General features: G+C 68.0%; 22 protein-coding genes and 8 pseudogenes. 8 read left to right on the top strand and 22 right to left on the bottom strand.

Going from position 1 to position 26,080, the window contains the following annotated elements; genetic code table 11:
* Positions 1-121: 121 nt before the first annotated feature.
* A complete protein-coding gene (lipB, locus tag ABTY98_RS35865) occupies positions 122-808 on the top strand; it encodes a lipoyl(octanoyl) transferase LipB (RefSeq protein WP_352225292.1) in 687 nt (228 codons plus the stop codon).
* Positions 809-1,458: 650 nt separating this feature from the next.
* On the opposite strand, the gene ABTY98_RS35860 is transcribed toward lipB, so the two are convergent.
* The 3 genes from ABTY98_RS35860 to ABTY98_RS35850 all read right to left on the bottom strand — a co-directional run bounded on the left by ABTY98_RS35860 (position 1,459) and on the right by ABTY98_RS35850 (position 2,918).
* A complete protein-coding gene (locus tag ABTY98_RS35860) occupies positions 1,459-1,815 on the bottom strand; it encodes a phenolic acid decarboxylase (RefSeq protein ID WP_352225291.1) in 357 nt (118 codons plus the stop codon).
* Between the two features lie 190 nt (positions 1,816-2,005).
* Positions 2,006-2,356: a YciI family protein gene (locus ABTY98_RS35855; RefSeq protein WP_352225290.1), complete on the bottom strand. Its 351-nt coding sequence runs from the start codon at positions 2,354-2,356 to the stop codon at positions 2,006-2,008.
* 25 nt (positions 2,357-2,381) lie between these two features.
* Positions 2,382-2,918, bottom strand: coding sequence for a phenolic acid decarboxylase (locus ABTY98_RS35850; RefSeq protein WP_352225289.1), 537 nt, complete (start codon positions 2,916-2,918; stop codon positions 2,382-2,384).
* 106 nt (positions 2,919-3,024) lie between these two features.
* Here ABTY98_RS35850 and ABTY98_RS35845 point away from each other — a divergent pair, with 106 nt between their 5' ends.
* Positions 3,025-3,468 (top strand): MarR family winged helix-turn-helix transcriptional regulator, encoded by a 444-nt coding sequence (locus tag ABTY98_RS35845; protein ID WP_352225288.1) that lies wholly within the window; start codon positions 3,025-3,027, stop codon positions 3,466-3,468.
* Positions 3,469-3,592: 124 nt separating this feature from the next.
* Here the strand turns inward: ABTY98_RS35845 and ABTY98_RS35840 are convergent.
* The 4 genes and pseudogenes from ABTY98_RS35840 to ABTY98_RS35825 form a co-directional block, all read right to left on the bottom strand.
* Positions 3,593-3,727 (bottom strand): annotated as a pseudogene (locus ABTY98_RS35840) (IS110 family transposase); the annotation flags it as partial.
* A 388-nt stretch (positions 3,728-4,115) separates the two neighbouring features.
* Positions 4,116-4,802 carry an alpha/beta hydrolase gene (locus tag ABTY98_RS35835; protein ID WP_352225287.1) on the bottom strand — a complete coding sequence of 229 codons (687 nt, stop codon included), beginning with the start codon at positions 4,800-4,802 and terminating at the stop codon, positions 4,116-4,118.
* 140 nt (positions 4,803-4,942) lie between these two features.
* A pseudogene (locus tag ABTY98_RS35830) lies at positions 4,943-5,450 on the bottom strand (transposase); the annotation flags it as partial.
* Between the two features lie 1,256 nt (positions 5,451-6,706).
* Positions 6,707-7,008: pseudogene (locus ABTY98_RS35825) on the bottom strand (transposase); the annotation flags it as partial.
* 150 nt (positions 7,009-7,158) lie between these two features.
* Here ABTY98_RS35825 and ABTY98_RS35820 point away from each other — a divergent pair.
* Positions 7,159-8,844, top strand: coding sequence for a ribonuclease J (locus tag ABTY98_RS35820; protein ID WP_352225286.1), 1,686 nt, complete (start codon positions 7,159-7,161; stop codon positions 8,842-8,844).
* A gap of 210 nt (positions 8,845-9,054) precedes the next feature.
* On the opposite strand, the pseudogene ABTY98_RS35815 reads toward ABTY98_RS35820, so the two are convergent.
* Positions 9,055-9,368: pseudogene (locus ABTY98_RS35815) on the bottom strand (hemolysin III family protein); the annotation flags it as partial.
* A gap of 21 nt (positions 9,369-9,389) precedes the next feature.
* Here ABTY98_RS35815 and ABTY98_RS35810 point away from each other — a divergent pair.
* Complete coding sequence (locus tag ABTY98_RS35810; RefSeq protein ID WP_352225285.1) at positions 9,390-9,851, top strand: hypothetical protein; 462 nt, start codon at positions 9,390-9,392, stop codon at positions 9,849-9,851.
* A gap of 276 nt (positions 9,852-10,127) precedes the next feature.
* Here the strand turns inward: ABTY98_RS35810 and ABTY98_RS35805 are convergent, their stop codons facing one another.
* From ABTY98_RS35805 to istA, 4 genes are all read right to left on the bottom strand, one after another.
* On the bottom strand, positions 10,128-10,331 hold the full coding sequence (locus tag ABTY98_RS35805) for a cold-shock protein (protein WP_030052720.1): 204 nt from the start codon (positions 10,329-10,331) through the stop codon (positions 10,128-10,130).
* A gap of 243 nt (positions 10,332-10,574) precedes the next feature.
* Positions 10,575-10,913: a MerR family transcriptional regulator gene (locus ABTY98_RS35800; protein WP_352225284.1), complete on the bottom strand. Its 339-nt coding sequence runs from the start codon at positions 10,911-10,913 to the stop codon at positions 10,575-10,577.
* A gap of 1,403 nt (positions 10,914-12,316) precedes the next feature.
* Positions 12,317-13,165, bottom strand: coding sequence for an IS21-like element helper ATPase IstB (gene istB, locus ABTY98_RS35795; RefSeq protein ID WP_352225283.1), 849 nt, complete (start codon positions 13,163-13,165; stop codon positions 12,317-12,319).
* Positions 13,165-14,430 carry an IS21 family transposase gene (istA, locus tag ABTY98_RS35790; protein WP_352225282.1) on the bottom strand — a complete coding sequence of 422 codons (1,266 nt, stop codon included), beginning with the start codon at positions 14,428-14,430 and terminating at the stop codon, positions 13,165-13,167. The genes istB and istA overlap by 1 nt, the downstream gene beginning before the upstream one ends.
* A 62-nt stretch (positions 14,431-14,492) precedes the next feature.
* Here istA and ABTY98_RS35785 point away from each other — a divergent pair.
* Positions 14,493-14,773: pseudogene (locus tag ABTY98_RS35785) on the top strand (hypothetical protein).
* Between the two features lie 101 nt (positions 14,774-14,874).
* Here the strand turns inward: ABTY98_RS35785 and ABTY98_RS35780 are convergent.
* The 9 genes and pseudogenes from ABTY98_RS35780 to ABTY98_RS35740 all read right to left on the bottom strand — a co-directional run bounded on the left by ABTY98_RS35780 (position 14,875) and on the right by ABTY98_RS35740 (position 21,886).
* The gene (locus ABTY98_RS35780) at positions 14,875-15,183 is read right to left on the bottom strand and encodes an SCO5918 family protein (protein ID WP_352225281.1); all 309 of its coding nucleotides are present in this window, start codon (positions 15,181-15,183) and stop codon (positions 14,875-14,877) included.
* A gap of 51 nt (positions 15,184-15,234) precedes the next feature.
* Positions 15,235-15,638: pseudogene (locus ABTY98_RS35775) on the bottom strand (CBS domain-containing protein).
* A 46-nt stretch (positions 15,639-15,684) separates the two neighbouring features.
* Positions 15,685-17,175 (bottom strand): DEAD/DEAH box helicase, encoded by a 1,491-nt coding sequence (locus ABTY98_RS35770; protein WP_352225280.1) that lies wholly within the window; start codon positions 17,173-17,175, stop codon positions 15,685-15,687.
* Between the two features lie 338 nt (positions 17,176-17,513).
* Complete coding sequence (locus ABTY98_RS35765) at positions 17,514-17,717, bottom strand: cold-shock protein (protein WP_023586116.1); 204 nt, start codon at positions 17,715-17,717, stop codon at positions 17,514-17,516.
* A gap of 597 nt (positions 17,718-18,314) precedes the next feature.
* Positions 18,315-18,485: pseudogene (locus ABTY98_RS35760) on the bottom strand (GNAT family N-acetyltransferase); the annotation flags it as partial.
* A complete protein-coding gene (locus ABTY98_RS35755) occupies positions 18,486-19,331 on the bottom strand; it encodes an RNA polymerase sigma factor SigF (protein ID WP_352225279.1) in 846 nt (281 codons plus the stop codon).
* Between the two features lie 617 nt (positions 19,332-19,948).
* The gene (locus ABTY98_RS35750) at positions 19,949-20,881 is read right to left on the bottom strand and encodes an anti-sigma factor RsbA family regulatory protein (RefSeq protein ID WP_352225278.1); all 933 of its coding nucleotides are present in this window, start codon (positions 20,879-20,881) and stop codon (positions 19,949-19,951) included.
* On the bottom strand, positions 20,881-21,219 hold the full coding sequence (locus ABTY98_RS35745; RefSeq protein ID WP_502994435.1) for an STAS domain-containing protein: 339 nt from the start codon (positions 21,217-21,219) through the stop codon (positions 20,881-20,883). Before ABTY98_RS35745 ends, ABTY98_RS35750 begins: the two co-directional genes overlap by 1 nt.
* A 355-nt stretch (positions 21,220-21,574) precedes the next feature.
* The gene (locus ABTY98_RS35740; protein WP_352225276.1) at positions 21,575-21,886 is read right to left on the bottom strand and encodes an ATP-binding protein; all 312 of its coding nucleotides are present in this window, start codon (positions 21,884-21,886) and stop codon (positions 21,575-21,577) included.
* 359 nt (positions 21,887-22,245) lie between these two features.
* Between ABTY98_RS35740 and ABTY98_RS35735 the strand changes: the two genes are divergently transcribed.
* From ABTY98_RS35735 to ABTY98_RS35725, 3 genes are all read left to right on the top strand, one after another.
* Positions 22,246-22,776 carry a methanogen output domain 1-containing protein gene (locus ABTY98_RS35735; protein ID WP_352225275.1) on the top strand — a complete coding sequence of 177 codons (531 nt, stop codon included), beginning with the start codon at positions 22,246-22,248 and terminating at the stop codon, positions 22,774-22,776.
* Positions 22,773-24,353, top strand: coding sequence for a SpoIIE family protein phosphatase (locus tag ABTY98_RS35730; RefSeq protein WP_352225274.1), 1,581 nt, complete (start codon positions 22,773-22,775; stop codon positions 24,351-24,353). The genes ABTY98_RS35735 and ABTY98_RS35730 overlap by 4 nt, the downstream gene beginning before the upstream one ends.
* A gap of 269 nt (positions 24,354-24,622) precedes the next feature.
* Positions 24,623-25,096 (top strand): hypothetical protein, encoded by a 474-nt coding sequence (locus ABTY98_RS35725; protein WP_352225273.1) that lies wholly within the window; start codon positions 24,623-24,625, stop codon positions 25,094-25,096.
* 151 nt (positions 25,097-25,247) lie between these two features.
* On the opposite strand, the pseudogene ABTY98_RS35720 reads toward ABTY98_RS35725, so the two are convergent.
* Positions 25,248-25,878, bottom strand: a pseudogene (locus ABTY98_RS35720) (transposase).
* Between the last annotated feature and the right edge of the window lie 202 nt (positions 25,879-26,080).

Here is a 26,080-nt window from a genome sequence, read left to right as displayed (position 1 = left end):
CGCCGTGGGCAAGGTGCTCGTGCAAGTGACTGTGGCCGGCTGATCACGTGCTGGTGCCACGGCTGGAACACGGCGCTGCACGAGCTGTAGTGAACTGCGGTCATGAGCGAGGAGACGAACGGTGAGGCTGCCGGAATCTGCGGAGGAACAACCTTCACACTGGTGGTTGGAGCGCGTCGACCTGGGAGAAGTGCCCTACGCGGCGGCGCAGGCGGACATGGCCCGCTGGGTTGAGGAGCGCAAACAGGGCCTCGCCGCCAACCGGCTCTTCCTGCTCACGCACGCTGCGGTGATCACCTACACCGCCCGGACACCGAACGACCAACTACCCGACGCGGACTCAGCCATCGTCCTGGTGCAGACAGACCGCGGCGGACATGCCACCTACCACGGTCCCGGCCAGCTCATCGGCTACCTCGTGCTCAACGTACGCGAACTCGGTCCCCGTGGCCTGATCCGCCGTGTCGAGCAGGCACTGATCGACGCAGCGGACAGCCTGGGCTTCCCAGCGGTCCGCCGCGAGACGCCGCCGGGGTCGGAGAGCCTGGTGGGCGTGTGGACCCCCGATCACCGCAAACTCGCCTCGATCGGCATGCGCATCAGCGGGAGCGTCTCCAGCCACGGCTTCGCCCTCAACATCGATCCCGACCTGAGCGTCTACACCACCTTCACCGCCTGTGCCCTGCCCGGCGTCCGGATGACCTCCCTGGCCGAACTCGCCGCCGAACGCGGCCTGCCGACCCCAACCCACACCGAGGTGCGCGACACGGTCGCACGAGCAGTCACTACGCACCTGACACCACGTTAGAAATCAGAAAGGATGCCCGAGGGCCAGCAAGAACAAGCTCGACGACCATCCCACCGTCGTCAAAGTCCGCCAGCGACGCGAGCGCGGCTCCGCCCGCCCCGCCGAGCCGCTGGATGCGGCATGGCTGCGGCAGCTATGTCTCGACGCGGGTGCGGACGATGTTGGTTTCGTCGAGATCGACCGGCCGGAAATCGCCGACCAACGAGCGGACCTGGACGCCGCGCTGCCGGGTGTCCGAATGTTGATCAGCTTCGTGGTCCGAATGAACCGAGAGAGCATCCGTACTCCGGCGCGTTCGGTGGCCGACCTGGAGTTCCATCACAGCGAGACGCTCATGCCACCTCCGGCGTCGACCTGAGCCATTGCCCGAGGGCCGCCGAGTCCACCACGCTCGCAGTGGCCGACCTGGACGAGCATAGGCAAGCCACCTGGTCCTTCCACGGCGAAGGCACCGCCGACTTGCGGTAGAGCGCAGCCGAATTGGACACCGTACCGATGGCGGGCACCGCCTGCCTGCACACCGACCCCCTGGCGCTGGTCCGTCCGGCGCCCAGACGGGCCGACCATCGCAGACTTCCTGGAGCGAGCGTGTGAGGACACCACCCTCTCCACCGACCCAACGTGCGCCCGTTGATCGTCCCGCCTGCGCGCTACCGCGCCGGACTGGCACGCCGATGCGCCCTAGCGGACATCCTGCGCCTGAGCAAGGACGACCTGGATCTGCTGTGCCCTGGCGTTCCGGCCGCGCACGCCTGCGACCAGTGGCACGCCGCCGGAGCGCGGCTGGTGGTCGTCACCCTGGGCGGCCGCGGCGCCCTCATCCCCCTGACGGCCTGCACACCGTCCCGGCCGTTTCTCTCCTCCAGGAGAGGAATCGGGGTCCCGGTCTCGTTGCAGGCGTACCACTCGTACCGCCAGCCGTTGGCGTAGGTGTAGATGAAGTGGTTGCCGACGAACGGCGAGAGATCCTGCTCAGATGCGTCTGCGGGAGTGGCGTCGGCGGCCAATGGGGTCTCCTGTCAGCTCTCGGGCCTCGTGATTTTGGTGACGCCGGTCCCATTCGAACCGAGGACGCCTGCGGCGCCACGTGGAGGAGCTGGCAGCCCGCGACCGGCGCCCCTGCGAAGGAGGGGGCGAACTCTTCGACCACATGGCTCGAAGCCGGCCGGCCGCGGCGCGGCCCTTACGGAAAGCGCGTCATGGCGTTTCATCTCCACGGCCGGGACGCGCCGAGAGGACCTTGGTGTCGTCCGGGAATGCGGTGTCGAGTTCGGCGGCGCGCACCCGGACGTGGAACGGTACGACCCGGTGCCGGCAGGCGCCGGCGCGGAAGAAGGGTTCGCTGTCGACGAGGGTGCGTGCTTCTTCGAGGCTGTCCGCGGTGAAGATCGCAAGAGCCGACGGGGGGTTTTCATCCACCGCGTCGAGGCTGCCTGAGATGAGGAAGGAGCCTTCCTCGAAGCGGGGGAAGAGCCAGTCCCGGTGGGCTTGCATGAGCTCGTCGGGGAAGGTCTCCGCGGTGTACTCCACGAGCAGGGCGAAGAGCATGTCGTCTCCTGGGCGGCTGGGTGGGTCAGTTGGTACGGGTGGACCAGCCGGCGGGGAGGTCGCCGGGGGCGACGGAGATGACGGATTCGTCGTCGGCGCCGACGTACTCGAAGAGGGTGATCTTCGCGAACTCCGGGACCACGTAGATCGGGTAGGTCGGGCCCTTGTCACGGTACGCGTGCATCTCGTCGAGGTGCTCGTTCTGGAAGCAGACGGTGCGCTCGCCGTGCTCCTCCACCCAGTGCGGGAAGAAGATCACGCCGTGCAGGCGGCGCTTGCCGGGCATGATGTTGACCGCGACGGAGGTGCCGGTGGGTTCGTTCCAGGAGACCTTGTAGCTGTCGTCGTCGAGCTGGACCAGGTCGACCTGCTGGTCCTTGACCCAGCGGCCGCCGACCATGCCGGAGTGGATCCGGTAGTCGATGGTGCGGTCGTTCTTGACGTACATCTCGTACTGCCAGCCGTTGGCGTAGGTGTAGATGAAGCGGTGGCCGACGATGCCGGACAGGTCCTGCGGGGGTACGGGGTTGGCGACGGTGGTCTCGTGGGTTGCGTTGTTCATGGTGCTGTCTCCTTGCGGTGCGCGCTGCGGTACGTTCGCTCGCGACAACTTCATTTTGCCACAAAACTACTTTGCAGCAAAATATAACCGTGGGCACAATGGGCTCATGGACACCGCGACCGAGTTCGGCCGACTCCTTGGCCCCCTGCGCCGGGCCGTACTGCGTACCCGCCGCGCCGAAGCTCTGCCCGACCTCCCCGAGGCCCAGATCGAGCTGCTTCGCGCACTCGCCGAGACCGGAACCGCGACCCCCCGCGAGGTCGCGGTACGACTTCGGATCGCGCCGTCCACGGTCAGCAACCTGGTCCGGACGATGACCGCGGCCGGCCTGGTGGAGCGCACCCCGTCCGCCACCGACCTGCGCACCGTCCACCTCGCGGCCTCCCCCAAGGCCCTGGGCATGCTCGACCGCTACGACCGCACCAGCACCGCCGCCCTGCGCCGCGCGCTGGACGGCCTCGCCCCACAGAATCGCGAGGTGTTGGAGCGGGCACTGCCGGTACTCGCCGAGCTGCTCGGCGCCCTGGAGGCGGAGGCCCCCGAGGGCTGACAATGGGCGACCCGCGCGATGGCCCGGAAACCCTCCGCCGCCCCGACTTCGTGGGGCTTCCCCCGATCAAGCGGCTCCCAGCAGGTTCACGGACGCCCCTATGGGGGGTTCGGGATACCGGCCGGACCAGCTTGAAGACCTCTCGGGCGGCATATCGCTTGAGGCATCGGATGATCTCACGTCGGGTCTTCCCCTCCTGGGTGCGGCGTTCGTAGTACGCCTGAGTGCGGGGATCGAAGCGCAGCCGGGTGAACACGATGCGGTACGGGCCGCATTGGCGCGTGCTCGAACTACCAAACCCACTCGCGGCGGCCGGACGTAACCGGTTCCGGGTGGCAGGCCGGGGGCTGCGTTACCAGCTTTTCCCGACCCATGGAACATCCCGCCCGATCCCGAAGAAGTGGGAGATCAAGTACGCCGGTCACAGCGCGGCGAGGGAAGAACGGCCGGGTCTACTTCTCTGATTGATCTACGGCATCAAGCGATCGTCCACCGATGACGACGCCGACTTCACCCCCGAGTTTCGGCGGCCGCCGGTTAGCGAGCTACTGAGCTTGAAAGCGTGATGTCGCTGCAAGGAGGCGGCCCGGTTGGTCCGGGGCCGCCTCCTTGCGTGTTGCGCTGCGGCCGGTCGTCGTCGGCTTGGCCTAGGCGTCGAGGGACTCCGCGGCCTCACGGATCACATCGAGGACGAAGTCAGGATGCGAGAGCATGGGAACGTGGCTGCTGTCCACGGGACGGATATTGGCGCCCATGCGCTCGGCGGCGGACCGCTCCAGGTCGGGGTGCACGGTGTGGTCGTTGTTGGCGACGATGTACCAGCTTGGCTTTGTCCGCCAGGCGGTGCCGGGAACCTGCTGGTTGAACAGGTCCGCCACTGGCACAGCGCCTGTCGCCAGGACGAGCTTCTGCTCCGCTTCCGGGAGGTCGCCGCAGAAGTGCGGGACGCCCGAGGGCTTGAGCCACACGCGGCCGTCAGCGACGTCCACGTGCTCGAAGATGGGCGTGCGGGGGAATTTGTCCTGCTGTTCCTGCGACGTCTCGTCCTCGTCTGGGGCGAGCGCGGCGATGTACACGAGAGCGCCGACGCGGTCGTGGGTGCCCGCTTTGGTGATCAGGGTCCCACCGTAGGAGTGACCGACTAGCACGATCGGGCCGGGGACGTGGTTGAGCGTGAAGTTGACGCACGCGACGTCGCTTTCGAGCGAGTCCAGGCCGTGCTGTGAGGCGAAAACCTCGTGCCCTTCAGCCTGGAGCGTGGGGATGAGCTTGTTGAAGCACGACCCATCCGCCCAGAGTCCGTGGGCGAAGACAATGCTGGGCTTGCCCGCCATGGCGTTTCCTCCTACGGAGAGATCAAATATGCAATATTGCACCACATTGCACCTTCAGTGCCGATTTTTGCCTGATGGCCAGGCGTGTCGCCCCATCCCAAATCGTTGGGCCTACGCGGTTGAACCTGGTGTCGTGGTGGTCATGTGTTGATGATCAGGCCCGTTTCGGCGAGGCAGCCGTCTATGAGGTCGCCGCGGTACTGGATGTGGCGCAGGCCGCGTCGGATGCGCTGGATGAGGTGTTCTGGCGTGCTGAAAGCGACGTTGGAGAGCCAGCCCCGCCGCAGCAGGGACCAGATGCCTTCGACGGGGTTGAGGTCGGGCGCGTAAGGCGGGGTCAGCCAGTCGCGCGAGGTGGCGAACTCCCGCAGCCCGGCGGCCCTGTGGACGTTGAGGATGTCCCAGACGAGCACGATCGGCCGCCGAGTTGCTGGTGGGCTGCGATCAGCAGGTCCCGGTAGTCGCGCCAGGAGAAGCTCTTACGCCCGTCGCGCCGGTCGTCGTCCCGGCGCGGCCGGTAGATCAGCCGGGACCGGTGGCCGGGTTTGTAGCAGGTCAGCGCCGCGATGGAGATCCGTATGCGGGAACGGCCCCGCACCCGCACCACAGGGTCCGCCCACGCTGCGACCAGGTGTTGGCCTGCGGCGGCTTCCGCGGTACCACCGGATGGCATCGCGCCGGGCAGTACACCCTCGGGAAGCGGCAAGTTGGTCACAACGAACTGGTTCAGGATGTCGTCGCGATCCATGAACATGATCTGGCTCCGCTTCGCCGCGTCCAAAGCATTGCCCAGCCAGTTGCGTGCAGCCTTGGTGATCTCGCCGCCAGCCACGATGAACGCATGGTCGACGAGAACGCGCCGGTTGGTCTCAGGGTCGAAGATCTCGTGTGCCAGCATCATCAGAGCCTGGTTATGAATCTCAGCAACGTTGGCATTGCCCGCCCTGGACTTCCCCATAGCATCCAGCTTCCCGCGCTTCACCTGGATACCGAAGTACAGGAAGTGCTGAGTCGGCAAGGTGTAACGCATCCAGATGTCCTTGCCGTACTCCAACGCTTTGTCCCGGTGCCCGGCAGCTGTGATCCGTTGAAACCCCACCTGCCGGAAAAGAGGCAGCAGCACCTGCTCGATGAGCGCATCCTCACTGCGCGTGTCCAAAAACGCAGCAAGAGCCGCACGTCGCTGCATCTCGGCGGCACTCAGGGGACGATGTGGGTTCCTGGCCAGCACCGAGACGGTGTTCGTTCCGACGTGCCGCAGGTAGCCGTGCTTGTCCTCCCTGTAGAAGGCTTCGAACCCCTCACGGGCAAGTGCATTGTTCAGCAGCCGCAAGGCATTGGGCCGGTCGAGCCCCTCGTTGAGAGCGTCCGCCGGATTCATCAGGTGGTCGATCACCCTGGAGAAGGACTCCGGCGGGTGCGTAGGTCCCTCGTGCGGTTCCGCTAGCAACTGCTCAAGCACACCCGCGACCCAACGGTGCCGCGTCGAACCGTCATGCTCCCAGTCCATATCGAGTTCCCCGAAGAACTCGGTGATGTACATGCTTGACCGGTACGGGAAGTACGCAGGCTCGGCATCACCCTGAGGGACGTCCGCACCGAGGTTCCCGCAAATGAGATCGCCCAGCAGTTCCAGCGTTCTCTTCCTGAACTTCACGACGCCCCTCCCCAGCAACGACGTGCGAACCATTGTGCCCTGCAGTCGCAGGACCCGAAGGTGCGAGCCGCGTTCCCCCTCCGAAAGAGCACCCTCGTCTCGGGGTACCGATGCCTTCCTGGAACCCGCAGGACGAGACCATGCGCGCATGCCCGTGGCTCGCCTGCCATCGCGTGCCGACGCGGTCCCCGTCTACGCAGGACCCCCGCCGGAGCAAGCCGGCGGGGGTCCTCACGTGTCACTGCCCCTATGACGGGGGGTGCGGCTGTGCGGGCCTGACCATAGGTGGAAGGCCTCCCGGGCAGCGTAGCGTTTGAGGCATCGGACGATTTCGCGCCGGGTCTTGCCCTCCTTGCTGCGGCGTTCGTAGTAGTCCTGGGTGCGCGGGTCGACCCGCAGACGGGTCTGCACGATCCGGTGCGGGACGGCATTGGTCTGCCGGTCGCCGCCACGATCGAGGCGACGGTACTGCCGACTGCCCGAGGAACGTTCGAAGGGGCTGACCCCGCACAGCGCGGCGAAGGACGTCTCACTGCCCAGGCGTTCCGGAAGTGGTACCGCTTTTCACCACTCCCTGTTCCGGCCGTCTGCGTGATCCGATCGTGCCAAGGCACCCACCGCGGCTGTCCACTCCGTCGGGAAAAAGAGATCACACAGGCAATGGATCACCCCATCCCGCTCTCCGGGTACCGTCAGGGTATGAGTCATCCGCACCCCGACCTGAAAGCCGCCCCACCCCTTCCCGAAGGAGGGCTGCGGGTCATCGCCCTGGGCGGCCTAGGTGAGATCGGCCGCAACATGACCGTCTTCGAGCACGCGGGCAAGCTGCTCATCGTCGACTGCGGCGTGCTCTTCCCCGAGGAGACCCAGCCCGGCGTGGACGTGATCCTGCCGGACTTCACCTCGATCCGGGACCGACTGGACGACATCGTGGCCGTGGTCCTCACCCACGGCCACGAGGACCACATCGGCGGCGTGCCGTACCTGCTGCGCGAGCGGTCCGACATTCCCGTCGTCGGCTCCAAGCTGACGCTGGCGTTCCTGGAGGCCAAGCTCAAGGAACACGGCATCCGGCCGCGCACGGTGCGGGTGCGGGAGGGTGACCGGCGCGGCTTCGGGCCCTTCGACTGCGAGTTCGTGGCGGTCAACCACTCCATCCCCGACAGCCTCGCGGTCGCGATCCGCACCAGGGCCGGGATGGTGCTGCACACCGGCGACTTCAAGATGGACCAGTTCCCCCTCGACGACCGCATCACCGATCTGCGCGCCTTCGCCCGCCTCGGCGAGGAAGGCGTGGACCTGTTTCTCACCGACTCCACCAACGCCGAAGTACCCGGCTTCACCACCTCCGAGCGTGAGCTGAACCCGGCGATCGAGCAGGTGATGCGCACCGCGCCGCGCCGGGTCATCGTCTCCAGCTTCGCCAGCCACGTGCACCGCATCCAGCAGGTCCTGGATGCCGCCCACCAGCACGGCCGCAAGGTCGCCTTCGTCGGCCGGTCGATGGTCCGCAACATGGGCATCGCCCGTGACCTGGGCTATCTGAAGGTCCCCTCCGGTCTGGTCGTGAGCACGAAGGAGCTGGAGAAGCTCCCGGACCACAAGATCACTCTGGTGTGCACCGGCTCCCAGGGCGAACCGATGGCCGCGCTGTCACGGATGGCCAACCGCGACCACATGATCCGCATCGGCAAGGGCGACACGGTCCTGCTCGCCAGCTCCCTCATCCCCGGCAACGAGAACGCCATCTACCGGGTGATCAACGGACTCACCCGGTGGGGCGCCCACGTGGTCCACAAGGGCAACGCCAAGGTGCACGTCTCCGGGCATGCCAGCGCCGGCGAACTCGTCTACTGCTACAACATCGTCAAGCCCCGCAACGTCATGCCCGTGCACGGCGAATGGCGCCACCTGCGGGCCAACGGCGACCTCGCCATCCGTACCGGTGTCGACCCCGAGCGGGTCGTCATCGCCGAGGACGGCGTCGTCGTCGACCTGGTCGACAGGCGCGCGTCCATCACCGGCAAGGTCCCCGCCGGCAACGTCTACGTGGACGGCATGGAAGTCGGCGGCGCCACCGAAGCGTCCCTCAAGGACCGCCTCACCCTCGCCGCCGAAGGCGTGGTCACGGTGGTGGCGATCGTCGACGCAGACACCGGTGCCCTCGCCGAGGCCCCCGACTTCCTGGCCCGTGGGTTCGTCCACGACGAGACCACCTTCGAGCCGGTCATCCCCGTCATCGAGAAGACCCTGGCCACAGCGGCCGAGGAAGGCGTCGGGGACGCCCGCCAACTCGAACAACTCGTCGCCCGCGCCGTGGCGAACTGGGCGTTCCGCACCCACCGCCGCCAGCCCCTCATCATCCCCGTCATCATCGACGCCTGAGCCACAGCCCGGCAGCACGGTCCCGGTTCCGGCCGCGGCCCCGCGAGCGTCGAGGCGACCGTCGCGCCGCCCAGGGAGACGAACACCAGCCGGTGCCGGGGCCGCAGGCCGACCGCGAGGTCAGCTGAAGACCGCTGTCTCCCCGGCCCGTCGCGGACCAGCACGCGGCAACGTGTGTGCCGAGCGGCGCGAGCCCGAACGCTGTCGCGGTCAGTAGGTGGCCAGGGAGATGGCGATGTAATGCGCGGTGAAGGCTGCCACGGTCAGGCCGTGGCAGACCTCGTGGTAGCCGAACCAGCGGGGTGAGGGGTCGGGCCGCCGCAGGGCATGGACGACCGCGCCCGCGCTGTAGAGGAGACCGCCGACAACGATCAGGACGACTACGGCTGCTCCGCGGTGTGCAGGAAGTCCAGCAGATAGCGCACCGGCGCCCACCCCAAGGCCACGTAACACGGGGTGTACGGCCAGCGCGGAGCTCCGACCCACGGAACCCGGAACGCGATGCCGGCCAATGCGCCCGCCCATTCGAAGCCGCCCATCTCGATGTGGAGGGGGTCGCCGGCGTCGCAGTCGTCCCAGCCGCCCACTCCGATGGCTATGCGGCCACCGGCCATCTCCTCGGGCTGCTGACCGCGCTGCCTGCCCCCACCGCAGCAGGAGAACGCTTCTGGTCGGACCTGTGGAGGTCTTCGGGCACCGCGTACCTGCTGCCCGTCAACATCAAGGCTCTGGTGCTGCGTTCGCTGGCAGGAGAGGGAACCGCCCTGGCCCGGCAGGTCCTCTCGGCCGTCGATGAGATGACCCCGCCCCAGCGCTTGGCGGCCGGGGAGGTGATCGGTCAGGCCCTCGTCGAGTCCGACCATCTGCGCGACCTCAAGACACAGGTCCTCGGAGAACTGTGGCTCCGAGCTCTCGAGCTCACCGCCTGGCGCGTCCTGCACGCAGACCGCAGGTCGGACGATCCGGCTGGACGGAAAGCCTTCCTCGACGCCTGGACGAGCGTCTGAACGTCGGCTCCTCCAAGCTGCACGGTAGCCGCGCAGGACATGCGGCTCCCGTGCCCGACGACGCTTGCCGCGACCGAGGTCAAGAAGTTCCAAGCCGAAGTCGCAGCGGCCCCGGGCCTCCACAGATCAGGGGCCGCGCAGCAATGGCTGCGCGGCCCCTGATCCTGAGCCGGCCCGGCCCGAGAGCAGGCGCCTTCGTCCAGGTGGGCGGCAGGGCCTGCACGGGCGGCGGCCGCCTGACGCGGCGTGCGCGATCCCTCGGGCAGGTCTGCGAGGTCAGGCCAGGTTGATGTTCTCGGCCTGCGGACCCTTCTGGCCCTGGGTGACGTCGAACGTCACGGCCTGGCCCTCCTGGAGCTCACGAAAGCCTGTGGAGTTGATCGCGGAGTAGTGCGCGAAGACATCCGGGCCGCCGCCGTCCTGGGCGATGAAGCCGAAGCCCTTCTCCGCGTTGAACCACTTCACAGTTCCCGTTGCCATGTCTCATGCCTTCCAGTCGATGAACGCCTACCACTCCATGTGGCAGGCGGAGGTGATCGCCCTGGTCCCTGCGGCACAGCACAGCAAAACGCCCACACCAGAGGCGTGGGCAAGAGGGAATTCCGAACCACGACAGCTGACACAGACGCTACACGCCCACACGCCGCGTCACCATAGGAAAGATCACGCCGCACACCGAGACCGTGCGTGCGGTGCCCGCCGACGCTGACGGGCACGCTCATCTCATGCTGCTGCCGTCGGGTTCGCTGATTCGGCGGCGCGGCGGTATTCGGCGTTGAGGCGCTGGGCTTCCTCGAGCTGGTCTTCGAGGATGACGATCCGGCAGGCGGCCTCGATGGGGGTGCCCCGATCGACGAGTTCCCGGGCGCGGGCGGCGATGCGCAGTTGGTAGCGGGAGTAGCGGCGGTGGCCGCCTGCGGAGCGGAGTGGGGTGATGAGGCGGGCTTCGCCGATGGCGCGGAGGAAGCCCTGTGTGGTGCCGAGCATCTCGGCGGCCCGGCCCATGGTGTAGGCGGGGTAATCGTCGTCGTCGAGACGGCCGAACGTGTCGTCTGCTGTCATTGCACCTCTCTGTGGAACGCGCGGAGGGGCCCTGGCGCCGTACTGGCACCAGGGCCCCGAAGGAACTACTACACCATCTGCCGGCCCTGATACTGCACCGGCCCTCTGTTTCCGCAGACCCGACCGAGACGCTGTCGGGGGCGCGGGGATCGCGGTTGCTTGACCGGAGACCACCTCACTATCGATGTCCTGCGGTACCCGGGTCCAAGACTTCCACCCGGGCGATCCTGATGGCGCTCGGCTCCTCCGTTCTTCCCTCTTGATCAACTACTCACTGACGGAAACTGCGAATTGCTGGTACCGCAAACTGCTGGTGGCCTTGAACAGCGCCACTCTTCGGCAGTCGGCCCCGTCGCCCGTCCTGCGTCTGCTCTGGCTCAGAACCACACTGCCGAACCTCCCGGTGCGCGCGCCCGCAGCCGACGCCTTCACCGAGGTACTGCTCACTGACTTCACTGCTGGGTACTGCGAACTTTCACTTACGGGCACTGCCACTGCGGTACTGCTCATGGCGGCCCCTGATCACTGCGGGCCACCCGGTCCGGTCGTCAGTCCCGTCGCCGTCCTGCAACCGCTCTGACTTCGGAACTCCACCACCGCACCGTCCTGCGAATTGCAACCGCGGTACTGCTGCCCGGCAGTTCATCTCTGCCGGGCCTCGCTCGATCTCGGCTACGAGAGAAACCATAACCACGCCGCCGCCCAATGTCTACTCCGGCTGGCATAGATTTCCGCGCGCTCGAAGACGAGGTAGTCCGCCTCGACCGGTCTGTGGATGGTTCAAGCAGCTCCGAGGCTGGGTCCGGCGCTCACAGTGACCCACCGCCGCACAGCACGTCGGGCTGAACGTGACGTCGCCGGCTGCGCCGCGGCTACCGTCGGCGGGCACCGGCCAACACTGCGTCTCGCGAAGAGCACCACCGACCGGGACGGACGTTTCCAGCCGTGACGCCCCGCAGGTCGGCCGTTGACGGGCGTGGCACGAGGGTCTGCGCCGCCCTCGACGATCCCGGGATGATCGGAGCGGCTCGTGGAAGTGTGCACGCGGGTGCCGCGATCCGCGGGTCGACGCTCCTGCTGCCACCTCAGTGCCTTGACGAGGATCTGCTTCCTCGTTCCGCGGTCACTCTCTCGTGCTCCCCCAGCCGGTGGCATCGCCGCGAATGGGCGGCTTGCTCGAACCGGCACGGCCCCCGACTCGAGCAGACCGTGGGCCGCCAAGGCACGGGCTCACGGCAGCGGGTGCCGTCATGCGTCGACGTCTGCAATCAGATGTCCCTGACCGTGGTCACCGCTGGCGCTGTCATCACCGGTCGACTGGCTCTCGCAGCTGTCGGCGGCGGTTGAACCGTGACCCGGTTTGAGCGGTTGAGTTCTGACCCTCGCGTCGTCGGTGGTCTTGCTCAGTCGTTGCCGGTGGCGGTGGGGACGCGGCCGAGTTCGCGTCCTTTCATGCGGTAGGACTCGCCTTTGAGGGAGTGGACCTCGGCGTGGTGGACGAGCCGGTCGATCATGGCGGCTGCGACGGTCTCGTCGCCGAAGGTCTCTCCCCAGCGTCCGAAGGGCTTGTTCGAGGTGACGATCACGCTGGCCCTTTCGTATCTGTTCGAGATGAGCTGGAAGAACAGGTTCGCGGCCTCGGCCTCGAACGGGATGTAGCCGACCTCGTCGATCACGATCAGCGGGTAGCGGCCGAGCTTGACCAGTTCGTCCTGGAGACGCCCGGCGTGATGGGCGGCGGCCAGGCGGTCGACCCACTGGGCGGCGGTGGCGAACGCGACCCGGTGGCCGGCCTGGCAGGCCCTCACGGCGAGTCCGGTGGCCAGGTGCGTCTTGCCGGTGCCTGGGGGGCCGAGGAAGACGGCGTTCTCCTTGGCCGCTATGAAGTCCAATGTTCCCAGATGGGCGAGTTGTTGGCGCGTCAGGCCGCGCAGATGGGCGACGTCGAGTTCCTCGACGGTCTTGATCGCGGGGAAGCGGGCGGCGCGGATACGGCCCTCGCCGCCGTGGCTGTCACGGGCGGAGACCTCGCGCTGCAGGCAGGCGACCAAGTACTCGGTGTGGGTCCAGGACTCGGCCCGGGCCCGTTCGGCAAGGCGCTCGGCGGCGTCCAGCAGGGCGGGTGCCTTCAGGGCGCGGGCGAGAAAGGCCAGGTCGGCGGCGGTCTGCCGGCCCGTGCGGGCCGCGGGGCCGTTCGTCTTGGCCGTGCCGGCCGACGTGGCGCCCAAGGCCGCGGGAGTGGGGCGGGCCATCAGGTGTCCTCCTTCCCGCCGCCGCCCTCGATGAGGGTGAACATGCGGTCGTAGGCGCCCAGCTCGCGTTGCTCGACCTCGATGCCCAGGCTGTCGGGGGCCAGGACTGCTGATCTGGCGGTGGCGGCTCGGGCGGCCTGCTGGTGGATCACCTCGCCGCGCAGGGTTCGGGCCGCAGCCGCGTGCTCGGGGTCGGTGATCGACTGATGTCTGGCCCAGCAGCGGGCATGGCGGGCCACCATATCGTCGCCGCAGGTCACGGTGATCTCCTCGGTGTCGCCACGGACCGTCACCGTCCTGCCGATCGCGCGGGGGTGGACGGAGTAGTCGTTGGTGTCGACGCGGACGTAGTGGTCGCGTCCGAGACGGGTGCGAGAGGGCCACCAGTTGGGCGGGGCAACCGGCGGGATCGGCAGCATCTCGGCGCGGTCGGCCTCCCAACGGTCCACCGGCCGGGTGCCGATGATCCGGTGCTGTCGCCTGTTGGCGATCTTCAGCCAGGCCGCGAGCTGGGCGTTGAAGTCGTCGGGGCCGGTGAACGTGCGGCCGGGAAGGAAGCTGGTCTCCAGGTATCCGTTCGCGCGCTCGACCAGGCCCTTGGCTTCCGGGTCGCGGGGGCGGCAGAGATGCACCTTGACGGCGAGCAGACCAGCGAACGCGGCGAACTCGCTGGTCAGTCTGCCTTTCCCGACACCTGCCTCGTTGTCCCAGACCAGCATCTTCGGGACGGCCCCCCAGGCGGTCAGCAGGCGCCAGTGGCCGTCGATCAGGTCGCCGGTCTGCCGGGAGGGCAGCATCCGGGCGGTGATCACACGCGAGTAGCCGGAGACGATGACCAGGACCGGCGGCCTGCCCGACTGGCCGTAGCCGAGCGGGATGTCGGCCGGAGGGAACCACAGATCACACTGGGCGAGCTCACCGGGCTGGTAGACGGTCCGGGAGACCGGGTCCACGGGAAGGTAGGCCGGGCGCAGTTCGCGTACGCGTTCTTTGAGGATAGTCAGCCCACGTTCCCAGCCGATCCGCTCGGCGATCACAGTGGCGGGCATCGTCGGGGTCTGCTTGAGCAGCTCGCGGATGGCGGGTTCGACGGCGTCCACCGCCGAGCCCTTCAGCGGACGCTGGTAGACCGGCGGCCGGTCGGTGGCCAGAGCGCGTTTCACCGTGTTCTTCGAGATCCCCAGGTGACGGGCGATCGCCCGGATCGGCATCTGCTCGGCCCGGTGCAGCCGACGGATCTCAGCCCAGTCCTCCACGGAAATCACCCTCTCCTCCTGACCCCTCAATGAAGATCAGGATGATCAGACGATCGCGAGGTGGGTCACCGTTGATCCGCCGTTCAGCGGTCAGTTTTCACCCGTCGCCGAGAGCAGCCACGCGGAGGCAGAGGGTGTCGGATGTGCTGAGGGATTCCGCCCGCTTGGGCGAGTTCGCCGCCGTCTTCGACTCCCCGCGGAGAAGGACGGGGCCGCCCACGCATCTGCACTTCCATGTCGCCCGGATCCTGCAGGGCACACTGGGGATCCCGGAGACGGTGGGATGTACCGGGTTGCGATCGAGGACGTCAGCGCCTGGACCGGGGGCGACTTCAGCTGTTCCGACCACTGAGCGACGGCGACGGGAACCCGCTGCACGCAGTGTGGGCCCGACCGGCGTACCGGTCGGGCCCACACTGCTGGTCAGATGTCGGCTCGTACCTGCTTACCCGGTCAGACCGTCACGGGGGTGCCGAGCATCGCGGAGGCGTGCTGCAGCGAGCCGGGGATGCCCAGAGGCGCGGCCTTGGGGAGGGCGCGGCAGGTGAAGCCGAGCTGAGTCATGGCCCGGAGGACTTCGGCGGCGCTGAAGTCACGGCGGTCCTGGCGGGTGATGACCTGGCCGACTTGCTTGACGGGGTACTGGCGGCGGCCGATGATCACCGATTCTCCGGTGACCGGTTCGGGCTTGATGCCCTTCATCGATTCCAGTACTCCGCCCTTGGTGAGCTCGAAGGGGAAGCGGGCGATGACGCAGCGCATGTGGCCTCACAGGGGAGAAGGGAAGAACGGTCCGACCAGGGGCGAGGCGTTTCAGCGGGAGAGGGCGAGGATGCCCGTGGCGCTGCCTTGCTCGTCTACGACTCGCAGAGCACCGAGCCGACGGGAGCGCATCGCGTGCTCGGCTTCGCCTTCGTGGTCACGGGTGAGGTGGACGATCCGTGGTCGCCGAGGATGTCGCGCAGGCGGACGCGGTCCGTGTGAGCGCCGCTGTCGCGGACGGCGGTGAGGTCGGTTCGGGTCACCAGGCCGATGCGCTGGTCGTCCTGGTCGCAGACGACCAGTCGGCCCGTGCGTGCGGCGGCCATGACGGCCAGCGCCACCTCGACGCTCATGTCGTCACAGACCTGCGGTCCGGCCGCGTCCATGACCTCCACCGCCGTCCTGAGCACGGGGTTGGCGTCCGCCGAGCGGGGCTGCATCTGAATCAGCGTCAAAAGGTGCCTCCTGCAGAGATGGGTCGGCTTCCCGATCACGAAGGTTCTAGGCCACCGCTTCGAGGACGGGCTGGCGTACCGGGGTGCGCCGGGTCGCCCGGGAAGGGCGGCGGCCTCGGGAGGAGGCGCTGCGCTTGGGGCGTTCGGTCACCGGTGCGGTGATGACGACCGGGATGCCGGACGGGGCCTGGGCTCCGGTGATCCGGCTCAGGGCCTCGTCGCCCGAGCGGATCTCGGTGGTCTGCGGCCGGATCCCCGCGTCCGACATGAGGCGGACCATGCCGCGGCGCTGGCTGGGTGTGACGAGGGTGACGACGCTGCCGGATTCGCCGGCGCGGGCGGTACGGCCGCCGCGGTGGAGGTAGTCCTTGTGGTCGGTCGGCGGATCGACGTTGACGACGAGGTCGAGGTTGTCGACGTGGATGCCGCGCGCCGCGACATTGGTCGCCACCAGTACGGTGACGTGCCCCGTCTTGAACTGCGCCAGCGTGCGGGTGCGCTGCGGCTGCGACTTGCCACCGTGCAGAGCGGCGGCCCGTACCCCGCTGTTGAGCAGGTCCTGGGTCAGCCGGTCGACGGCGTGCTTGGTGTCCAGGAACATGATCACGCGGCCGTCGCGGGCGGCGATCTCGGTCGTGGCGGCGTGCTTGTCGGCGCCGTGGACGTGCAGGACGTGGTGCTCCATCGTCGTGACCGCACCTGCCGACGGGTCGACCGAATGCACGACGGGGTCGGTCAGATAGCGGCGAACCAGCAGGTCGACGTTGCGGTCCAAGGTGGCGGAGAACAGCATCCGCTGCCCCTCCGGACGCACCTGGTCGAGCAACGCGGTGACCTGCGGCATGAAGCCCATGTCGGCCATCTGGTCGGCCTCGTCCAGCACCGTGATGCCCACGTGGTTCAGCCTGCAGTCACCACGGTCGATGAGGTCCTTGAGCCGTCCGGGCGTCGCGACGACGACCTCGGCCCCGCCGCGCAGCGCGCCGGCCTGCCGGCCGATCGACATCCCGCCCACCACCGTGGCCAGCCGCAGCCTGACGGAACGAGCGTACGGCGTGAGCGCGTCGGTCACCTGCTGCGCCAACTCACGCGTCGGTACGAGGATCAATCCCAGCGGCTGGCGGGGCTCAGCACGCTGTCCAGCGGTACGGGCGAGCAGGGCGAGGCCGAAGGCGAGGGTCTTGCCGGAACCGGTGCGCCCGCGGCCCAGTACGTCACGGCCCGCCAGGGAATTCGGCAGCGTCGCTCCCTGGATCGGGAACGGTGCGGTCACACCCTGCTTGCCGAGTTCGGTCAGCAGGTGCTCGGGCATGTCGAGATCGGCGAAGCCCTCAACGGGGGGCAGCGCGGGGGTGATCGTCCTGGGCAGCGCGAACTCACCTTGCACTGCGGCTGGCCGGCGGCCGTAACCGCCGGAACGGGCAGGGCCGCCGGAACGGCGCGGTGCCTGCAAGCCCATGCGACTGCCGCCCTTTCCGGCGCCGGCACTGCCGTGACGGGAGCGGTCGAAGCGGTCGTTCGTGCGTGTGCGGTTCATGCGGAACCTTCCTCGATGTGGCGCATATCAAGGAATTCCCGCAGCAATGAGCGGCATGGAGAATTACAAGTATGGACCGGTGGCAAAAGAAAAGATTTGGGCCGGCGGAAATATCCGGGAGCACAGGTGCTGAAATGGGGGGACGCGATGGGGACGTAAGATCCGGGCATCGGCTGCGGCGCAGCTCTTCAGGACGCTCCTGCATCACTCACGGAGGAGCGGCGCGGGGTGAGACTGCGGATTCGTCGTCCCGCGGGTGAAACCGCTGCGGGAGATGCGTGCAGCTGGGGCCCGCACCCCGAAGGATGCGGGCCCCAGCTACAAAATATGCGTCAGCGTCAGGCCGGAACGATGTTCTCGGCCGTCGGGCCCTTCTGGCCCTGCGCGATGTCGAAGGTTACCTTCTGACCTTCGAGCAGCTCACGGAAGCCCTGCGCGGCAATGTTGGAGTAGTGGGCGAACACGTCAGCGCCGCCACCGTCCTGCTCGATGAAGCCGAAGCCCTTTTCCGCGTTGAACCACTTCACGGTACCAGCAGCCATGTCATATCTCCTTTGGGGCAGTACATCGGAATCCGCACTGCGCGGAGGCCGTGTCGCCGCGATGATTACCCCGCCCGGAAATGACCGGAAATACAAGAGCGCTCCCAACCGACAGAACCGGATGGGGCACTTGAAGTCTCGGGAACCACAACTGCAACTGAGATCGACAGTAGCACACTGGAACGGCCCGTGCACATTACGCAATTCCGCTCTACTCAGTGCGGCAAAATCTCTCACTACACGGTCCGCCAAAGCCTCACTTCGCGAGCACAGATATTGATCCACTTGGAGTGCTGCGTTTCAGGAAGAGCGGTCTCACAAAGTGCAACCCTGACCGCCAGCAGCACCCCCGCCTCGCTCCTCATGCGGGCGGGACATTCGAAGACAAATGCGAGCTGAGGGGTACGCGATTTCGATGGCCCTGGGAGTGCCGGGGGTGAGGGAGTCGCCCGGAGAGGCCGCTGGCGCAGGCGATCACCACGCCAGGGCAGAGACGACGGCACACACGGAGCGGACGGCGTCCAGCGGCTCCTGCATGACGGCCACCATGCAGGAGAAGCCGGTGCCCAGCGAACCGGCACACCGCGTCATTCCGAAGGGAATGCGAAACTCCAATTCGGGACGGTCCCACGGCACGGCGGGCGGGTTCGCGAACGAGGTCCCGATCCGCACCGCACCGACGCTTTGGTAGAAGTCCTCGGCTGGAAGATGCGACACGACCTTGACACGGTCGAGCCCGGCGGCACGGGCCTCGGACTGCATGTGCGCTCAGCGGTGGGTGAGCATGCCTTCGCGCAGGCGGGCAAGGGTGCGTGACAGGAGCCGGGAGACGTGCATCTGGGAGACGCCGAGGTGCTCGCCGATCTGGGCCTGGGTGAGTTCCTCGACGAACCTCATGTGGATGATCTGGCGGTCCCGCTCGTCGAGTTCGGCGATCAGCGGGGCCAGGGTGTGGAAGTCCTCGACCAGTTCCAGCGCCTGGTCTTCGGCACCGATGAAGTCCTGCAGGGCGGCTTCGCCGTCTTCGCTGCCGCCGATCGCGGCGTCCAGGGAGGAGGAGTTGTAGCCATTGGCGGCCAGTCGGGCCTCCCTCACCTCTTCCTCGGGCAGGCTCATCAGCTCCGACAGTTCTTTGACCGTGGGCGTGCGGCCGAGCCGGCTGCGCAGCTCCTCGGTGGCGCGGGCGAGCTGGACGCGGGCCTCCTGCAACCGGCGCGGCACGTGCACAGCCCAAGTGGTGTCGCGGAAGAACCGCTTGATCTCACCCACGATGTAGGGGATCGCGAAGGAGGTGAACTCCACCTCGCGCGTCAGTTCAAACCGGTCGATCGCCTTGATCAGGCCGATCATGCCGACCTGAACGATGTCCTCCATCTCCTCCGCACCCCGGCTGCGAAAACGGCCGGCCGCATAGCGCACCAGGGACATGTTCATCTCGATCAGCGTGCTGCGGGCGTAGCTGTACTCGGGCGTGCCCTCCTCCAGGACCGCCAGCTGGTCGAAGAACAGCCTCGAGAGTTCGCGGGCGTCCTTGGGCGCCACCCGGGAGGGGTGGGCGACCTCCGGCAGCTCGCCCGTCTGCGTGTCCGCTGCCGGAATGCTCATGAGCGCCATATCGTTCCCTCTCAAAGGTCGAGCCAACCGCTACCGCCTGCACAAACGGCCGACGCCGCAGCGTTTACCCCTTCATCCTGCAATTACACCCGTCCTGCGTACGAATCGGCCCCGGTGTTCGCGTGAGAGGCGGGCTGGGCAAAGGGGCGGCTGGGCTCGAGCGAAGCTGAGTAGGGCAGCGGCACATGGGACATCGGTCGGCCGGCTACCGGAGCGCAGCCGACCGGGTTGCTTGAGAACGCATACGCCGCCTAATCGTCGGTACCCGGGAGTGATCACAAGCGACCCATGCCCGTCAGCGGACCGGATCGTGCCGTCTCCCGCCACCGGACGGGATTCGATCTGTCGCAGGCGGAAGAGTCCATCGAGATCAACGTCCCGCCCGTCTCCTGAGCCGAGGCTTAGCCCGAGCCCACGCGCCTCTTCTGCCGTCCACCGGGGAGCGCGCAGCCGACGAGTCGTCCCAAGACCAGACGCTCGGTAGCGGCCATAGCCTCGTCCACCCACTCTCGCCCGACCGACACCTCGCCCGCCCCGTTCCTCAGCGACCCCACCGTCCGGGGACGGAAATGAGGGCGGCCCCCATGAGAGTGAGCGGGGCCGTCCCGTTGCCCTGGTCAGGCAGGGAGGTAGCAGCGAATGGTGGTGCCGTCAGGGCCGGTGTGGACACGGACGAGGTCGGCGAGTTGGTGGACGAGTAGGAGTCCACGGCCACCGGGCTGCCTGGGATTCGGCGGGCGGCGGCCGGCCAGGGGATCGGTCAGTTGTCCGCCGTCGTGGACCTCGCAGACGATCCGGCCGCTCTCGGGCCAGATCCGCAGTGTCCCCGAGCCGGCGCCGTGGACGACGCTGTTGGTGGTCAGCTCCGCCACCACGAGTTCCAGATCTCCCAGGCTCACGCCGGACACGCCCAGAGACCGCGCCTGGGACACTGCGAAGTCGCGAGCGTCGGGCAGTGTCTGCGCGGCGAAAGGGCAGGCCGCGGCGCCGAGTGGGGCGAGCAGGGGCTCGTTGTAGCGGGCGATGATCTGCTCGGGGCTGTAGGCGGTGGATCGCGTTTCGCCACCGGCGTCGATGACGACCGGGTGGGTCGCCAGGGCGTCACTGAGGGCCTGCTTCTCCAGCCGGTCGGCGTCGTAGGGGCACAGGATGGTCACCCCGCGCCCGGTGAAAGCGGCGTTGATCAGCGCCTCGTGCTGGACGCACGCCGGGTACTCGACGGCGGAACGACCCTGCCAGATCGGCTCGCCGATGATGCGCACCCGGCGGGCTCCCGTGTGGGCGTCGGCGAACTTGCGCAGCACGCTGGGGATGATACGGCCGGGGTTGCGGCCGGCCTGGGTCATGTCGATGAAGCGCACCTCCGCCGCTCGCTCACCCAGCCCCACGCGGATCAGCTCCAGGCGATCCGGCGGGGCGGCGACGGCTGCGGGCTCACCGGCGTCCAGCCCTTCTCTCAGGAAGGGAACCGTCCCCGCGATGTACTGGTCCGTGCCGCGGTAGAAGAGCGCCGGGTGAACGAACGGCTCGTGCGAGGTGGCTGTGCTCATCACGCAGCCACCTCGATCGCGGCGAGCCCGGGCCAGAAAAGCTCAAGGATGTGGGGCAGCTGCGCCGGAGGCCGGTGAAGCACGATCCGCTGCCCTTCGGGGAGACACTGGGCGGTGACCGCCAGGTCTGTCACACCGGCCACATCGACGAACCTCACCCGGGACAGATCCACATGCAGCACGCCCGTGGGCCGCTCGACCAATTGCTTCAGCGCCTGCTGCCAAACGGTCCGTGTGTTCATGCTGATCTCCCCAATCGCCCCCAGCCCGGAACTGTCAGGCAACGGATTGATCTGCAGTACCGCGCCACGTGGCGGCGCGTCGGGGGACCCGCCCACGCCAGGTGGGACATCCACGCTCTTCCCCCAGTTCCCCGGGCTGGGCCGCACGGCGGCCCCCTATCGATCAGTTGACAGGATACCCGGCCAGGCACCGAGGACGCCCAGCCTGGCCAAGAGACGGAATGCCGCCTGCAGTCCTCTCTGCAGTCCTCTCACGTCCGGCGCGAACTGTGGTCCGCGCCTCTTATCCCTGAGAGGGTTCCTGATCGCATCTTGACCTTCGACCTGGAAAACCAGGCCACAGGGCCCGGCGGGGTCAGCATGGCTACCGGTGAGGCGAGCTGTGGCGGGTCAGGGGACCCGCTCCGTCGGAGTCCTCCGGTAGTGGCGTCCGCGCCTGGAAGGGGCGGGCTCAGGACTCGATGCTGAGTTCCGCCCAGACCGTTTTGCCGGGGTGGCGTGGGATGACGCCCCAGCGTAGGGCGAGTCGTTCGAGGAGCTGCATGCCGAAGCCGCCGGGCTCGGTGTTCGGGGTGGCGCGTATGCGGGGCTGGCGGTCGCCGTGATCGCTGACCGCGATGCGCAGCAGCCGGCCGTTCCAGGTGACTCGGATCAGGGGTGGACCGGCGCCGTGGCGGATGGCGTTGGTGATCAGTTCCGAGACGAGCAGTTCGGCGGTCTGGATCACCGGGTGCCGACGCAGCGGCCCGCCGAAACCTTCCACACAGTCGCCGACCCAGTGCCGGCCGGCTGCGATGCTCGCCGTGACCGCAGGGAAACGCGATTCACAGGATGAGATGATTGGTTCGCCTCTCACGAGCTTCCTCCAGCGGGGTGGCCCAACGCCGCCGCCGACAGGCGGTGCGCAGCCGATGGCAGCCATCTGTCGGGTTACCCCTGGCTACCTGGTGAACCATCTGTGTCGGCCGGGGGGCCGTCAGATTCTGTGAAGGGTCATCCGTCGGCATAGGGACAGGGTTGGTGGTGGCGGGCTGGGGGACGCTGGCAGAATCAGGTCCCGTCATGGGAAATGAGGCCACGCCGGTCGCGCTACCGCCGTGGCCTGAGGGCGAGGGAGCCGGCATGGGACAGGTTTCGGATGTGGAGATTCCACTGGACCGTGATGTGTTCCTGCGGACGTTGGTGCGTGAGTTGGCGACGTCGCTGGAGTCGGTGATCGGTCTGGAGGAGGCGTCCGGCTACGTCAGCCTGGTGGGGCAGGCCGTCGGCACGCAGATCGACGAGATGTACCTCAAGGCGGTGGGAGCCGACCGGCTCACGGGTGAGCAGGTCGCCGAGGCACTCGTGGATCTCAAGCGCCGCATCAACGGTGACTTCTACGTCATCGAGCACGACGAGACGAAGATCGTGCTGGGCAACCGGGTGTGCCCGTTCGCGGAGAAGGTGGTGGGCCGGGAGTCGATGTGCATGATGACGTCCAACGTCTTCGGCACCATCGCCGCCCGCAACCTGGGCTACGCGCGGGTGGAGCTGGAGGAGACCATCGCGCGCGGTGACGCGGGCTGCCGCGTGGTGGTGCACCTGGTCCCCGACGTGGATGTCGAGACGGTGAGCGGCCGTGAGTACTTCGGCGACCCGGCTGTGGCTCCATGACCCTTGGCCTCTTCCGGGCCATCACCAGACCGCTGCCCCATCCGGTGCTGCTGTGCGGGGCCGACGGCCGTGTGCTGGCCGCCAACCCGGCGGCCTGCCGCTGTGACGACCGGCTGCGCCCGGGCGCCAGCGTGTTCGATCTACGGCCCGACGACACACCGTGGCTGCGTCAGCAGCTGGCTGTATGGCTGCGCAGCGGCAGCCCCGTGCCGGGCGCGATGGTCATCAAGGACGCTGACGGCCGCATGCGGCGGTTTCGCTGTCACGGGGCGCGGGCGACATGGTGGGACGGCCCGCAGCCGGCCATACAGCTGCATCTCGTCGAGGCGGGGACGTCCGACCAGTTCGTCGTGCTCAGCCAGCAGGTGGAGGCGCTGAACCGGGAGGTTGCCTTCCGCCGAGCCACCGAAGTGGACCGGGCGCGGTTGCTGGCCGCTGAACGGGCCACCCGTGCGCAGTTGCAGCACCTGTACGACCTGACCGCCGCCCTGGCCGGTGCGATCACCCTCGCGCAGGTTTCCCGTGTCGTCAGCGAGGTGGCGCCGGCCGCCCTGGGGGCCACCTCGGCGGAGCTCTATCTGCATTCGGCGCGGCTGGTGCCGCCCTTGCAGCCGGAGGACAACGGTCTTCCGGCTGACGCGGGGGGCTGGACCGACCTGGACCGGCCGTCTTCCGCAGACGGCTCGCTTCCGTGTGAAGCCGCGGATGCGGTTCCGCTCGCGCTGTCGTTGGAGGCGGACGGTGTCCAGCTGGGCATGCTGATCGTCTACGGCGTACACAGCTCTACGGCTCCCGAGCATGTGACTGCTGTGGCCCAGCAGATCGCCCAGGCCCTGCGCCGGGCCGGGCTGCACGAGCACGAGCACCGGGTCGCCGAACGCCTGCAGCTCAGCCTGCTGCCCCAGCTGCCACACCTGCCCGGTCTGGAGACGGCCACCTGCTACGCCCCGGGGAGCGACCTGCTCTCGGTCGGCGGCGACTGGTACGACGTCTACGACGTGGACGCCGATCACATCGGCCTGAGCATCGGCGACGTCGCCGGCCACGGACTGCACGAAGCGACCGTCATGGCACAGATCACCGCCGCGCTGCGCAACATCGTGCCGCGCTGCGGTACCGACCCCGCCGCTGTCCTGGACGAACTCAACACCTTCCTGGGCCGCTACCACCCGGAGCGCATGGCCACCGCCTGCTACCTGGTCTTCGACCGCCGCACCCGCGCCCTGACCTACGCCAGGGCCGGCCATCCGCCGCCACTGCTCATTCACGCCGACGGCACCAGCGCCTACCTCGACCGCGCCGTCTCACCACCTCTCGGACCCGTCCGGAACATCGGCTACCGACAGGCCGACACCATCGTGGCCGAGAACGACACCCTGCTGCTGTACACCGACGGGCTGATCGAGCGCCGTCGCGAAGACCTCGCCGTAGGAATGCAACGGCTGACCGTCTGCGCCCGCACCACCAGTGGCCTGGACATCGCCGAGCTGTGCGACCGGTTCCTGCACCACCAGCCCGAGGCGGCATTCCCCGACGACCGGGCCCTGCTCGCCGTCCGCTTCCCCCCACCGGCCTGACCGGCCCTCCACTCAGGACAACAGGCCGCACCGGCACCGACGACGACGGCGGGTCCTAGCCTTCGGCAGCCGCCGGAGAGTAATTGTTCCCGGTGCTCCGGAGCGGGGAGCCCGAGTACGTCGCTGCCGTGCCGGACGCCGCCCCGCGTCATAGCCTGCTCCGTCCAGAAGCCCCGTCGGGATGGTTCCCGACGGGGCTCATTGAGTACCGCATTCAAGCGACGTCGTCACTTTCTGCATTCGATGGCTACTCTGTGTATGGTCTCCTCATGGCCGCCCCCAGTGCCGTCCGCCGCCTCCTGCTCGCCACCGGCTTTCTGGTGCTTGTGCAGGCGGGGATCGGTTTGGTCATCAATCTCTACGGCCTCTATCCGACTCACCATCGGGGCTCTCGGGCGGGGGTCCATCGCATCAGGGCCTACGAGAGCTTCACCTGGGCGGTCGGGCACGGCACCTTCGCCCTCGCCGTGCACATCGCGCTCGGCCTCACGCTCCTCCTGATGTCGATCGTCGCGGCAACGCGTGCCGTGCTGCTCCGTCAGCGCGCGGTCGCGTTCTGGACCGTGCTCGGGGCGCTCCTGGTCATCGGTGCCGCTGTATTCGGTGGGAGCTTTCTCGCCAACGGCAAGACCCTCAACTCACTGCTGATGGCCCTGTTCGCGCTGAGCGCCGAGGTGTGCTTCCACCTCGCCATCGACCTTCTGCCTTCCGGGCGGCACGGAGCTGTGGCCACCCTCCCCTGAGGTGCGCCGCGTGATCAGCAACGCCTCACTCCAGGGTGACGTGCATGCCACCCTCGGCCAGGGCACCGAGGACCTCGGCGAACAGGTCGTAGGACTGACCGTCCGGGGTCATGGCCTGGGACAGGTACTCGCGAGCGGTCACTGAGGCTTTTCAGCCGTGCCGCTCCAGGGTGAGAACGGCCTTGGTGATTGACGTCATGCGGTTGGGGCTGCATCGGGCTCTGCGGAAGATTCGCCAGGATTTCAGGCGGGCGATTCCTCGTTCGCCGGGTACACGGGCGGCGGACAAGGCTCGGTTGGGCGTCTGCTCGGTCGGGGTGAGTTCGCCCTGGGGCGGCCGGCGTTTGGGGTTGGTGACCCACTCGCCCGCGCCGCTGTAGGCCATGTCGGCGGTCGTGCGTTCGGCCGGCCAGGGCGGGTGAGAGCCACAGCGTGCGGCCGCCCGGATCCGCGATGACCTGCACATTCACACCGTGTCGCTCGTGCTTCGTCGAGTAGCCCGCGCGCCCGTCGCCGACCCGGTCGCACTCGGCGAGCGTGCCGTCCGTTAGAACGTAGTCGGGGTTTGTCTCGCGTAGGACCTTCAGCAGGCCCGGCGCCTTGGCGGCCAGGTGCTCGACGACGGTGGTGACGTACGCGTGGGCGGTGCCGACGGAAATACGGAAACCCGCGGCGAGCTGACCCAGGGGGTCGTCGCGACGCAGGTATGCCAGAGCGATCACCGCGCACTCGGACGGCCGGAGTTTGCAGCGTCGGTCACCCTCACGAGTGATGATCAGCATCGTCACCCACTCCACGAGTGCGTGCGGGACGTCGAGTGCGGCAGGGTACGGAACCAACAGGGCTCCTGAGCCGGAGAGTTGAGACCTAGACACCTCTCTCACGGCACGGGAGCCCTGTCCGTTGCCTACGGCCCCCCGTCACCCGTCCGGGGGCTACTCTGAAAACCCTCACTGCCCGGCCCATTCGTGTGGGTGATCCGCC

It is taken from the genome of Streptomyces sp. NPDC096040, from assembly GCF_040303265.1.
In the GTDB taxonomy this organism is placed as follows: domain Bacteria; phylum Actinomycetota; class Actinomycetes; order Streptomycetales; family Streptomycetaceae; genus Streptomyces.
This window is presented reverse-complemented; position numbering and strand designations above follow the sequence as displayed.